Source organism: Kribbella sp. NPDC051620 (assembly GCF_044453825.1).
Taxonomy (GTDB): domain Bacteria; phylum Actinomycetota; class Actinomycetes; order Propionibacteriales; family Kribbellaceae; genus Kribbella.
Map to the genome: position 1 here is coordinate 904,221 of NZ_JBITDB010000001.1, position 12,524 is coordinate 916,744.

A 12,524-nucleotide genomic window follows, 5' to 3' on the forward strand; every position below is an offset into this window, starting at 1 on the left:
GCTGCCTCGCCGCCGGTATGGTTCGACTATGGCGACAATTCGCTTCACCCAGAGCACCACCGCGACACCTGAGCAATTTCTCGCCGGCCTCACCGACTTCGGCCCGGGGCGTGGCGACCTGTTCGGCAACAGCGCCGACGGCTACCTGAAGGTGCACAGCCAGAGCCCGGGCCATGCCGACGTCACCGAGGGCTCGAACGGTATCTGGGAGCGGCTGTCCTACGACTGGACCGACCCGCACCACATCGTGCTGAAGACGACCGAGTCCAACCTGTGGGGGCCGGGCTCCGGCCACGAGTACACGCTGACCGAGCGGCCCGACGGCAAGACCGACATCGCGGTCGTCGTCGACCGGGTCGGGATGGGCGTCAAGGGCAAGCTGCTGGGCGCGCTGCTGACCGTCGGCGGGCAGCGCATCCTCGGCAAGACGTTCGAGAAGACGCTCCGGGCGATCGAACGCAGGGGCTGACTCCGGCTGGGAAGGTTGGTCATGTTCGCAGGGATGCACATGCCGTCGTTCGACCGGGCCAGCGGCTGGCTGAACACCGGGCCGCTGACCGTGGACCGGCTGCGCGGTCAGGTCGTCCTGGTGGACTTCTGGACCCTGACCTGCATCAACTGGCTGCGCACCGAGCCGTATGTCCGGGCCTGGTCGCGCGCCTACCGCGACGACGGGCTGGTGGTCGTCGGGGTGCATACGCCGGAGTTCTCCTTCGAGCACGAGCTCGACCGGGTCCGGCTGGCCGTCGCCGAGCGGGAGATCGACTACCCCGTTGCCCTCGACAACGACTATGGGATCTGGACGGCGTTCGCCAACCACTACTGGCCAGCCCTGTACTTCGTGGACCGCGACGGCAAGATCCGGGACCATCACTTCGGCGAAGGCCGGTACGAGCAGTCTGAGCGGGTGATCCAGCAGTTGCTCGGGGTCGAGCGTGAGCTGGTCACGGACTCGGTCGAGGGTGCCGGCGTCGAGGCAGAGGCCGACTGGGTTAACTTGCGCACCCCGGAGACGTACCTCGGGTACACCCGCGGCGAGCCGATCGACGGGCTGACCGGCGACTGGACGGTCGAGCGGGAGTACGTCCGGCTGGACAAGGCCGGTGGCAGTATCGCCTTTCCCTTCCACGCTCGAGATGCGCACCTGGTGCTGTCGTCCCGGCGGAGCGAGCCGATTCCCTTCCAGGTCCGCCTCGACGGTCAGCCGCCCGGCGCGGCTCACGGCGTCGATGTCGATGCTGAGGGCAACGGGTTGCTGGAGGCCGGCCGGATGTACCAGCTGATCCGGCAGGACGGGCCGGTGTGGGACCGGACCGTGGAGATCACGTTCGCCGAAGCTGGGGCCGAGGCCTACGTGTTCACCTTCGGCTGAGACCTCAGACGAGCTGCTGGCCGCCGTCGATGTCGTAGGTGGCGCCGGTCAGGGCGGTGTTGGTCATCAGGTGGACGGCCAGGTTGGCGATGTCCTCCGGGCCGACGACCCGGCCGATCGGGAGCGTCGACCGGAGCTGTTCGCGCCGGGCGTCGAGCTGATCGCCGAGCAGCGTCGCCGACAGGGGAGTGTCGACGAAGCCGGCCGCGATCAGGTTGACCCGGATCGGGGCCAGTTCGACGGCGAGATTCCTGGTCAGCGCCGGACCGGCAGCGGTCAGCGCGCCGATCACGGACATCCCGACGCCGGCCTGGCGACCGCCGGTACCGCCCATGAAGAGCAGCGTCCCGCCGGGGCGCACCTTGCCGATCGCCAGCTTGCCGATCTGGATCGGGAGCAGAACGTGCGACTCGAGATCCGCGCGGGCCAGGTCGAGGTCCAGCTCCGGCAGCGGAGCGTAGTACGGGCCGGGACCGGTGACGAGAAGATGGTCGATCGGCGTGGGCAACCGGGCGAAGAAAGCCTCGAGCTGGTCGAAGTCAGTGGCGTCGAAGGCGTCGGTCTTCGCCCCCAGCTCACGACCGGCGGCCTCCAGCCGGTCGGCGTTGCGCGCGGTGATGATCACCTCGGCGCCCTCCCCGCGAGCCAGTCGTGCGGTCTCCAGCCCGATCCCGAGGCTGCCGCCGATCACCACCACGGTCTGACCGGTCAACCCGGCCCGTTGCCCTGCAGCCATCTTCACCCTCCAGTCGCGAGTCCCGGTCCGAGCGTATTACCGGTTGAGGTAGGTGACTACGAGGTTCGGGTCCTGCTGGGTGAGATAGGCGGCGCTCAGCACGTACGCCGTCCTGCCGCGAACCCCCACCGAGGTCGGGTTCTGCAGGCCATCGGCCGCGGTCAACAGGGTCGTCGTGCTGCCGTCCGGCCGGATCAGCACCACCGTGCCGGCGGAGTCGACGGCCGCCACGAGCTCGTTGCCGCGACCGGTGAACTCGAAGTCGTCGATGCCGGCCAGCCCGCTGGCCCGGGTCTCGACCTCGCCGGCTCGCTGCCGGTGGTCGATCGGAATCCTGAGCACGGTGCCCTTGTCGAGGTTCGTGACCCAGACGGCGCCGCCGCGGAGCTTCAGGCCGTTGACGCCGAGGAAGCCGGTCGAGGCGAGTTCCGGTGCGGTCGACCAAGCTTTCGGCGTACCGCCGGTCTTCGGGACTCGCCAGATCGTGCCGAGAACGGAGTCGGCGATGTAGAGATTGCCGGTGCGATCGTCGAGTGCCAGGCCGTTCGGCAGACCGGTCGGCGGTAGGGCGGCGATGCGTTCGGGCGTGCCGCCTGGTCGGAGGCGCCACACGCCGGTGAGGTCGGCGGTGCCGGTGGCGTAGAGGAAGTACAGGGTGCCGTGGGTGTCGCGGACGATGCCAGAGGTGAGCGGGAAGCTCAGTACCGGGGTGTGGTTGCCGTCGGGAGCCGGCAGAGTCGCCAGGATCCTGGTGGTGCCGTCCGGGGCGATCCGGGCGACCTGGCGGCCGACGGCGAAGGTCACGTAGGCGACACCGCCGGGAGCGAGCGCGATGTTCTCGGGCGTCTGGCCGGCTGAAAGGTCGAAATGCACAGCGATCCGGGCACCAGTGGCCGGTGACGCTACCGCCGCAGCGGAGAGGCTGGGGGATTCGGCGAGGGCCGGCTGCAGGCCGAGCGTTGCCATGCTGATCAGGGCCAAGGCCGAGATCGACTTGAAAATGGACATGGGTATCCCTTGTTTTGTCGGGTTGTGAGCAATTTCTCAGGCGGGTTGGCAGGCCTTGGCCGGCGCGGTCGCCTGGGCTAGAAGGTCGAGGGCTTCCTGGGACGGAGAGCCGGGTTGCGCCGTCGCCACCACGATGTACTCATCCGGGCGCGACGGGCTCTGCAAGGTCTGCTGGGTGACGGTCAACGTGCCGACCAGTGGATGACGCATCCGGTACTCGGCGACGTCGCACCCCTGGATGCGGTGGTCGGCCCACAGCGCCGCGAACTCAGGACTGTTGACGGTCAGCTCGCCGATCAGCTGGAGCAGCATCGGATCGCCGGCGTTTCGGGCGACCGCGATCTGCAGGTTCCCCACCACCGCCCGCGCCTTGACCAGCCAGTCGGGATAGAGCTCGCGCAGGTGCGCGTCGAGGAAGATCAGCTTGGCCATGTTCGGCCGGGTTGCTGGTTGTCGTGGTGCGGCGGGGTCGACGTGCCCGGCGTACAGGGCATGTCCTTGCTGATTCCAGGCCAGTACGTCGGTACTGCGGCCGAGCACGATGACCGGAGTCTCCCCGAGCGCGGCCATCAACGCCGTCGTCGCCTCGCTGACGCGTTCAGGTGCGGGCCGACGGGCCGGCCGGGCCTGCTGCGCATCCGCGAGGGTGCGCAGGTGGTTGCGCTCGGACTCGGTCAGGCACAAGGCCCGGGCGATCGCGTCGAGGATCTCGGGCGACGCTCGGTGGGACTGTCCCTGCTCGAGGCGGGTGTAGTACGGGGCGCTGATTCCCGCGAGCAGTGCTACTTCTTCGCGGCGGAGGCCGGGCACCCGGCGCTTGTCGAGGTAGGTCCTGATGCCTACGTCCTCGGGGAGGAGCCGCGCTCGCCGTGCCTTCAGGAACTCGCCGAGCTCCCCGCTTCCGTTCATGTATCCGAGTATGCGTCGGAGCCGCAATTCCAGCCTGACCTTCCTAAGGTCAGGCAGAGGTGTGACCAGGCTCACCTGGTCGGCTGGATTGCAAATCGAAATTCAGGTGTTGAGGTCAGCATGACCACACTCGAACTGCCTGTCGCGACCGCGCGGGAACCACGGACGCTGAGCCGGAAGGCCAGCTTCTGGACCGCGGCGGCTGTCGCGGGGCTCAGCCTCTGGACCAGCGCGGCGCCGACGACGACGTACCCGCTGTATGCGAAGACCTGGCACCTGACGCCGACGGCGACGACTGCGATCTTCGCGGTCTATCCGATCGTGCTGGCGGTGTTCCTGCTGGTCTTCGGGCAGCTGTCCGACTACATCGGGCGCCGGACGACGATGCTGTACGGGCTGGGCGCGATGATGGCTGGAGTGCTGTTGTTCGCGGTCGCTCCTTCGGTGTGGTGGGTGTACGCGGGGCGCGCGTTGATGGGGGTGGGCGTTGGGCTGGCGCTGGCGCCGGCGACGGCCGCCGCGGTCGAGTTCAGTGCTCGCGGGAAGGCGGCGCGGGCGTCGTCCGTGACCACCGCGGCGACGACGGTCGGCCTGTCGCTGGCGACGATCGTGGGTGGCGGTCTGATCCAGTACGGTCCGGCGCCGAGGCACCTGGACTTCTGGGTGCTGGTGGGCGTGATCGCGCTGGTGTTCCCGTTCGTGTGGGCGATGCCGCGGCACACCAAGGACGAGAGCCAGGGCCGCTGGCGGCCGCGCCCGATCAGGGTGCCGAAGGGGATCCGGCTCGTGTACGCCGCTGCCGCGCTCGCGGTGACGACGTCGTTCGCGTTCGGCACGGTGTTCCTTGCCCTGGGCGCCCAACTCGCTCGTGACCTGATCGGCTCGAACAACATCTTCGTCACCGGGTTGGTGCTCGCCATCCTGTCCGCGACCGGTGGCGTGACGGCGATCCTGACCCGCGGCTTCGCGGCTGGACGGCAGGTCCTCGCCGGTACCGGCTTCGTCGCTGCCGCGTTGACGCTGCTGGAGGTCTCAGCTCGGTCGCACTCGTTGCCGCTGTTCATCCTGACCAGCCTGCTCGGCGGAATCAGCTACGGCCTTCTGTTCTCCGGCGGCCTGGGCCTAGTCGCCACCCACGCACCGGCCCACCACCGAGGCGGTACCGTCTCCGCGGTCTACTTGGTGGCCTACGTCGGTCAGGGCGCGGTCGCGTTGTCGCTCGGAGCCATCGCTACGGCGTCGGGGCTGAGCACGGCATTGCTGCTCGGGGTCTTGGCGATCGGCGGGCTTACGGTTCTGGCGTTTGGGGTGGCTGGGCTACTCGCAGTACGGGGTAATTTGAAGACGGAGGTCCGATGAAGACTGAAACGGCTCGGCCGACCTGCTCGATCGCCCGCACCCTGGAGGTGATCGGCGACCGCTGGTCCGTCCTGATCCTCCGCGAGGCCCACCGCGGCAACACCCGCTTCGCCGAGTTCAAGGAGATCCTGGGCATCGCCCCGAACATCCTCACCAGCCGCCTGCAGACCCTGGTAGAAGCAGGCGTCCTGGAAAAGCGCGACTACCGGGCCGAAGGCGAACGCACCCGCTCCTCCTACCACCTGACCCAAGCCGGCAAGGACCTCAAACTCACCCTCGCCGCCCTCCAGCAATGGGGCGACATCTACGAACCCCGCGAGGAAGGCCCCACAGTCCTCCGCCGCAACACCCGCACCGGCGAACTGGTCTCAGTAGCCTTCGTCGACGCAACCGGCCACTCCGTCCCACCCGAAGACATAACCTTCGAACCAGTCCCCGGCGGCCCCGCCGACCGCCTCATCTGGCGCTGACCCGCAAAACCAAGACCGAAGAACAACAGCGAAGTGCAACAGCGAAGAGCCAGGAGCCAGGAGCCAAGAGCCAAGAGCCAAGAGCCAAGAGCCAAGAGCCAAGAGCAATAGGCAGTGTCCCCGGTTGGCCGGTGGTTGCCTTGGGTGCCGGGGTGGAAGGCGGCGTTGGGTTGGCGACGTCCGAACTCAAGTGGCGAAGGCGCCTACGCTGACCAGCCAGCCAACCAACCAACGAGCCAAACAACTTATCTGCGTTGGTGTGTTTGAAGTGGTGAGGAATTCACCTTGTGGATAAGGGCTTTCCGGTCTGAAAGTGTCGGTGGTGTGGTCTAGCGTTGCGGGTATGGATGATCGGGCGGTGGCGATGATGAGCGACGAGGAGCTGGTGTGCTTTCTCGACGACACTCGCACGAAGCTGGCTGTCCTCCAAGGCCTCGAGACGGAGATCTTGGACCGGCTGGAACAGACCGGTTACGCCAAGACCCTCGGTGCCCACGACCTGCCCCGGTTCATCTCCACCCGGTACCGTCTCGACCTGGCCGAGGCCGGCCGACTGGTGAAGTTCGCCGTCAACCTGCGCAAGTATCCCGCGGTCGCCGCCGCGCTTCCGTCCCCGGCCAGGGTGATCGGCGACGACGAGGTAGTGCTGAACCAGGGCCAGGCCCGCGCGATCGTGGCCGCTTTGGAGCAGCTCCCGAAGAAGGCGAACGTCCCCGTCGAGCAGCTGGACGCGGCCGCTGCCCAGATGGTTGAGGCGGCCCGGCACATGAACCCCGGCGAGTTGCAGTCGATGGGTGTCCAGGTCCGCAACATCCTCGACACCGACGGCCCCGAACCCCGCGAAGACGCCGCCCGGGCCCGTGAAGAGGTCTGGGTGAAGAAGGCCGATGACGGCGTCAAGTTCGGCGGCTACCTGGCCGCCGAGAACGCCGAGAAGCTGCAGACCGTTCTGCAGGCCGGCGCGAAACCCCACAAGACCCCTGACGGCGACCAGGATCCCCGGCCGCGCGGCAAACGCCAGGCCGACGCCCTCGTCGATGCCCTCGACATCGCCCTGGCCTCGGGTGACCTGCCGACCCGGGGCGGGATCAAGCCGCACATCGCGGTCACGATCAACCTCAACGACCTCGTGGAGGCAGGCCGGCAGGCGACCGGTGACCTGACCTACGGCGACGGTCTCTCTGCCGCCGCGATCCGCCGGTTGGCGTGTGATGCCGGGATCATCCCGATCGTGCTCGGCTCCGACAGCCAGCCATTGGATGTCGGCCGCGAGTTCCGGTACGTCACCAACGGCTTGCGTAACGCGTTGAACCAGCGCGACAAGGGCTGCGTGATCTGCCATGCCCCGCCGATCTATTGCGACGCCCATCACCTGGTCAGCTGGTTCGACGGCGGCATCACCAGCCTCACCAACCTGGTCTTGCTCTGCCGCGTCGACCACACCTCGCTGCACGACGGCCACTGGACCATCACCATCACCGACAACCAGGTCCACGTCACCCGCCCATCCTGGGCCGACCCACCACCCCGAAGCACCGCCCAAAGACTCAACCAGCCCAGCACCACCCCCGCCACCACACCCGCGACGGGGGACGCTGACCCCTGGCCTTCAACAGCCACCACGGGCACACCACCCACGACCACGGTGGCCACTGACCCCTGGCCTCCAACGGCTACCACAACCACACCACCCGCGACGGCGGCCTCTGACCCCTGGCCTTCAACGGCTGCTGCAACCACACCACCTGCGGCGGCGGCTGCTGATCCCTGGCCTCCAACGGCTGCGACGACCACGCCACCCACGACCACGGCGGCTGCCGATCCCTGGCCTCCGACAGCCACCGCAACCACGCCACCCACGACCACGGCGGCCGCTGACCCCTGGCCTCCAACAGCCACCGCAACCACGCCACCCACGACCACGGCTGGCGCTGAACCCTGGTCTTCAACAGCCAGCACGGACGCACGACCTGCGGCGGTGGCCACTGAGGCTTGGCCGCCGTCCACCACCGCGGACGGACCGCTCGTGCCGATGGAGGCTGAGTCCTCGCTTTCACCGACTGATGCGGGGGCCGATGGGAGTACCGATGCCAAGCCGGCCACGACATCCAGGCGGGCTGCTACTGGGCTGGCTTCGGGTTCGGCTCAGGTACCGGGACCGAACTGGACCTACGGCGGTGATGCTGGCTGGATCAACGCCGAGGAAATGGCAGCGCTCGATCCCTGGGGCGATAACCCGACCAGCGAACGAACTCCACCCTCCACACCCGGGCCGACAACCATCCGCACGCGGGACGGGCTCACCGACGCCCCATGGACCACCCCCCGAAGAAGCGGCCGCTCTCGACCCGTGGGGTGACCGGTCCGGAGGTGCGGTGGCTTGACGCCCTGCTTCAGGCCGTTCCCGCGCAGGCCGCACGATGGGCCTACGCGAAGTCGTGCGTGAGCAATCGCGATAGCGGTCATAGGCCCCTGGCCTCGAACGGGCGCCACAAGCACCGTCCACGATGATCAGTGATTCCTGGCCGCCGTCGACCACCACAGACGAAGGACCGTCCGCGGCGACGGATGCCGGTCCAGGTCTATCAACCGTCGGGCATACGTCGGCCGGGAAGCGGAGCGCTGAGCCTTGGCCTTCGATGACTAGCGGGGGCACAGCAGTCGGGGCGGCGGACACTGGGTCCTTGATGCGGCAGGCGACGGATGCCGTAGTACCGCTGAACACTGACACAGAGACCGACCCGGCGGCAGCATCATCACCAGCGGCCACCGGCCGAGCGGGTGTCAGCACCGCCGGCTGGTCGGAGGGTCTGGTGGCGGTGTTTGGCGACTTTGTGCTCAGTGCGAGTGGATCCGTGGCCGGGGAACGCTCAGGTGAAGCACAAGGTGCCTTAGGCAACCAGTAGGGGATCTCCAGGCCATCAATCGGTGGCGGGGCATCGGTTGCCGGGGCGTGCCGGGCCGGTGGGGTGTGGGTTTGATGAGCTGGCGGTCGGGTCCGGTGCGCCGGCGCACACCAGGCCGCGCAGCGAACAGCTACCCCGGCGCGTGGGTCGCGAGGTACCGGTGGCTGGGCTGGGGCCGCGGGTGGTCGCCGGTGCATACCTAACTCGCCCGGTAAGCCATCGGCGTGGCGGGTGTTGGGACCGATCCGGCCGTCGGCGTGGCGGGTGTTGGTACCGACTTCGGACTGCAGTTGGGCTTGTTGCGATTGCGCCTATGGATCAGTGCTGACGATGTTGCCGGTGTCGATCCGTGGGCCGACAGGTGCCCGGGTGCAGCAGCCTCGTCCTAGGTGCTCGGATCGGCCGGCACGCCTACCGCCGGAGTCTGCGGTGGAGGCGGTGCGGGTGGGGAGTTTGGTGCCGGTGGAGTTCCGGGGAGTTCTCGATGTCCGGAATGCGAAAGGCTGAAGGGGCCGGGTTGTCTGGCGCTGGGTGGGTGGCAGCGCCAGACGGGTCCGGGCGGTTAGTGGGTGACTGTGATGGTTGCGCCGAGGTCGTTGTTGCCGGTGGTGGGTTGCCAGGTGTTCTGGTTGGCCAGGCGGATCGAGTACTCGGGGCGGCTGGCGAGTTGGGGGTCGGCGATTTTCAGGAGGAGTCTGTACTTGCCGGGTGCCCCTGGGGCGGGGACCTTCAGGTTGAGGGTGGTGGTTGTGCCTGGGGCCCAGCGCCTGGGGTCGGTGGGGAGCGGGACCGAGTAGGTGTGGTGGGTGCCCTGGAAGATCAGGGTGACCTTGCGTGGGTTGTAGGGCGCGGCCCAGCCGTCGTTGCGGAGATTCAAGGTGACGGAGACCTTGCTGCGCGGGCGGGTCGAGTTGGTGAAGGTGCCGTCCAGCAGCGTGAAGCGGTAGCCGAGCTTTTGTTTGGCCGTGGTCAGGCCGTCGGCCCAGGTGTCGAGGACGTCGTGGTTGTAGTCGGTGTTGAGGAACGAGAAGTGCAGGCGGGCCATCTCTTCCGATGCGGACGGCCAGTCGGAGCGGGGGGAGTTGACGGCGCAGGTTTCGCCGCCTTGGGGAAGGTACTTGCTGTCCTGGGCTACGAAATCCTTGTCCAGCTCGATCGGGTCACTGAGGTAGGTGCCGAAGTCGTCGGGGCTGGCCAGGAAGCAGTCGTTGTGGTGGCCGATCCGCGCGACAGGCGAGCCGTTGTAGGCCTGCGCGGCGGTCAGGGCTCCGGCTGTGCCGGTCGGTACGCCGTACGTGCGCTGCTTCATGTACGGCGTCCGCACCTGGATCATCCGGTCGCGGGGGAGTGCCCGCAGGAGCGCGTCGGTCACCGCTTTGCGATCGGCCCAGTTCTGGTCGGTGACGATGCTGGGATCGTTCGGGTCGGAGAAGTGGTCGGTGTAGTAGCCCTCGCCCCACAGGCCGATGAAGCCTTCCTGGACCAGCTCGATGACGTCGGAGTTCTGGCGCAGGATCGGGGTCAGCTGGTCGATGTGCTTCAGGACGCGGGCCAGGGGCGCATCGCCGTACGGCGTGGGCGGCGGCCAGCCCTCGCCGGGTAGCGCGTAGGCGAAGCGGACGATCGCCTTGACGCCGGCGGCGCGGATGGTGGTGAAGTCGGCGCGGACCTTGTCCAGGTAGGCCTTGTCGAGCTTGTCCTGGCCGGCGAACTTCTCCAGGTAGAAGACGCGCAGGATCTGGGTGACGTTCTCCTGCGTACGGAAGTTGGTGAGCGTCGTCCGGTCGAGCGGCGTGTAGCCCGAGCCGTCGGCGTAGTAGTGCGTTTCCGTATGGTGGTAGAAGCCGCGCTCGGGGTTGGCGATCACGTCGGTCGACGCAGTGTAGGTCCGGGTGGTCGTTCCATTGCCATGGGCAACGGCAACCTGGGTCGGCAGGGCCAGGCTCAGGAGAGCGACGGCTACACCGAGCCGTTTCAGAGGTGGACGTTTCACAGGGGACTCCTAGGGCTAGCTGACGGTGATGGTGCGCAGGAGCGAGTTCATGCCGGTCGCCGCTTCCCAGGTGGACTGGTTCGCGAAGCGCACGGAGTACTCGGGGCGGCTGGACAGTTGCGGGTCGGGGACGTTGAGGAGCAGGGCATATGAGCCGACGGGAAGACTCGCGGGGACGGTGAGCGTCTGCGAGATCGTGGTGGTCGCGCCGGCGGTCCACTTGCGCGGGTCGGTGTTCAGGGCGAGTGCGGTGATCGCGCCGGTCGACGTGTTGCGCAGTACGAGCTGGACGTTGTGTGGGTTGTACGGTGTCGCGAAACCGCTGTTCTGCAAGGTGATCGAGATCGGAAGGCTGCCGCCGCGGGTGGCGGTCGTCGGCAGTGTTCCGGTCTGCAAGGTGAAGCGGTACCCGAGCCGCTTGGTGATATCGGCGAGGCAGCCGCCGCTGCTCCACGAGTTGAGCACGGTCGGCTCGTAGTCGGTGTTGATGAAGGACCAGTGGAACTGGGCGAGCTCACTCAACGCCGTGGGGCAGCTCGACCGCGGCGGGTTCGATCCGCACGTCTCGCCACCCATCGCGACATACGTCGTGTCGGACTGCAGATAGGGGTACTCGACCGAAGTGTTCTGGTACGTCCCGAAGTCGTCCGGGCTGGCCAGGAAGCAGTCGTTGTGGTGCCCGAGCCGCGACAGCGGGGAGCCGTTGTAGGCCGAGCCGGCCGCCACGGGGCTGGTGGAGTACATCGTCCGCTTCATCGCAGGCGTCCGCAGCTGGACCATCCGGTCCGACGGCAGCACGCTGAGGATCTTGTCGACGACCGCCTTGCGGTTGGCCCAGTCGGTCGTCGTGACGGTCCCGGCGTTGCCGAAGTTCTGCGTGTAGTACCACTCACCCCACGCGCCGATGAAGCCCGCCTGCATGACGGCGATGACGTCCTTGTTGCTGCTCAGGTACGGCGCCAGCTGGTCCAAGTGAGACTGCACCCGGCTCAGCGGCGCGTCGTCACCGGCAGTCGAGGTTGTATAGGCGAACCGAAGAACCATCTTGAGACCCGCGGCCCGGACAGTGTTGAGCTGCTGCTGGAGCTGATCCAGCGCCGACTGCGCGATCGCGGAGTTCCTGTACTCCGCAAGGTAGAACACGCACATCACCAGCGAAATCCCCTGGCTGGTCCGATAGCTCTGCAGCGTCGCCAGCGAGAAGTCGGTCTTGTCGCAGTCGCCGGTGTGGTGATACAGCCCGCGCTCGGGATTCGCGAAGTTGTCGGTCGACGCCGTGTACGTCACGTCACCGGTACCACCGCCACCGCCGCTGTAGACGTGCGTGTACTTCGCCGACGTCTCCAGCGGACTCTCGACCTGGAAGACGAGATCGGCGTCGTTGGGCGTCGCGTTCTCACCGATACTCGACCGGTTCACCGTCCATCGAGCGACCCCGCCGGAGTTGGAGAAGGTGACCGCCCCGACCAGCGTCCAGCTCCAGCCGCCGCCGTTGTGGTGGTACAGGCTGCCGTTCTCCAGCAGGTAGTCAGCGCCCACTCCACCCGTAGCGAAGCCGGTCGACGCACTCCGATCCGTGTCGACGTAGGTCCGCGCGTACGTCGGTGCGCCGGTGAAGCTGAACTGGTACGTGACAGTCGTGGCGGTGTTCGTCGCGGACTGACTGCTGATCGTGGCGTAGGCGGGCAAGGTGGCGACAAGCCCGGCGAGCAGGGTGCCGGCTACGACGCCGGCCAGCACTTTCAGAGACCTCATGGGCGGTGGGTCCTCT

10 protein-coding genes are annotated in these 12,524 nt (G+C 67.6%); 5 read left to right on the forward strand and 5 right to left on the reverse strand.

Annotated features, from left to right (window positions below; genetic code table 11):
* The first annotated feature begins 28 nt into the window (after positions 1–28).
* Together ACIA12_RS03915 and ACIA12_RS03920 are read left to right on the forward strand one after the other, a co-directional pair.
* Entirely contained in the window at positions 29–469 is a 441-nt protein-coding gene (locus ACIA12_RS03915; RefSeq protein WP_396365291.1) for a hypothetical protein, read from the forward strand.
* Between the two features lie 21 nt (positions 470–490).
* Positions 491–1,372, forward strand: coding sequence for a redoxin domain-containing protein (locus ACIA12_RS03920; protein WP_396365292.1), 882 nt, complete (start codon positions 491–493; stop codon positions 1,370–1,372).
* 4 nt (positions 1,373–1,376) lie between these two features.
* Here the strand turns inward: ACIA12_RS03920 and ACIA12_RS03925 are convergent, their stop codons facing one another.
* Genes ACIA12_RS03925 through ACIA12_RS03935 form a run of 3 tightly spaced genes read right to left on the reverse strand, consistent with a single transcriptional unit; the run spans position 1,377 to position 4,025 of the window.
* Positions 1,377–2,108: an SDR family oxidoreductase gene (locus ACIA12_RS03925; RefSeq protein ID WP_396365293.1), complete on the reverse strand. Its 732-nt coding sequence runs from the start codon at positions 2,106–2,108 to the stop codon at positions 1,377–1,379.
* A gap of 36 nt (positions 2,109–2,144) precedes the next feature.
* The gene (locus tag ACIA12_RS03930; RefSeq protein ID WP_396365294.1) at positions 2,145–3,116 is read right to left on the reverse strand and encodes an SMP-30/gluconolactonase/LRE family protein; all 972 of its coding nucleotides are present in this window, start codon (positions 3,114–3,116) and stop codon (positions 2,145–2,147) included.
* A 36-nt stretch (positions 3,117–3,152) separates the two neighbouring features.
* Entirely contained in the window at positions 3,153–4,025 is an 873-nt protein-coding gene (locus tag ACIA12_RS03935; protein ID WP_396365295.1) for a helix-turn-helix transcriptional regulator, read from the reverse strand.
* A 120-nt stretch (positions 4,026–4,145) separates the two neighbouring features.
* Here ACIA12_RS03935 and ACIA12_RS03940 point away from each other — a divergent pair, with 120 nt between their 5' ends.
* From ACIA12_RS03940 to ACIA12_RS03950, 3 genes are all read left to right on the forward strand, one after another.
* A complete protein-coding gene (locus ACIA12_RS03940; RefSeq protein WP_396365296.1) occupies positions 4,146–5,384 on the forward strand; it encodes an MFS transporter in 1,239 nt (412 codons plus the stop codon).
* Positions 5,381–5,854, forward strand: coding sequence for a winged helix-turn-helix transcriptional regulator (locus ACIA12_RS03945; protein ID WP_396365297.1), 474 nt, complete (start codon positions 5,381–5,383; stop codon positions 5,852–5,854). Before ACIA12_RS03940 ends, ACIA12_RS03945 begins: the two co-directional genes overlap by 4 nt.
* 343 nt (positions 5,855–6,197) lie before the next feature.
* Positions 6,198–8,213, forward strand: a complete 2,016-nt coding sequence (locus ACIA12_RS03950) for a DUF222 domain-containing protein (protein ID WP_396365298.1) — start codon at positions 6,198–6,200, stop codon at positions 8,211–8,213.
* A gap of 1,109 nt (positions 8,214–9,322) precedes the next feature.
* On the opposite strand, the gene ACIA12_RS03955 is transcribed toward ACIA12_RS03950, so the two are convergent.
* Positions 9,323–10,753 carry a DUF4832 domain-containing protein gene (locus tag ACIA12_RS03955; RefSeq protein WP_396365299.1) on the reverse strand — a complete coding sequence of 477 codons (1,431 nt, stop codon included), beginning with the start codon at positions 10,751–10,753 and terminating at the stop codon, positions 9,323–9,325.
* 15 nt (positions 10,754–10,768) lie between these two features.
* The gene (locus ACIA12_RS03960; protein WP_396365300.1) at positions 10,769–12,508 is read right to left on the reverse strand and encodes a DUF4832 domain-containing protein; all 1,740 of its coding nucleotides are present in this window, start codon (positions 12,506–12,508) and stop codon (positions 10,769–10,771) included.
* Positions 12,509–12,524 lie beyond the last annotated feature (16 nt).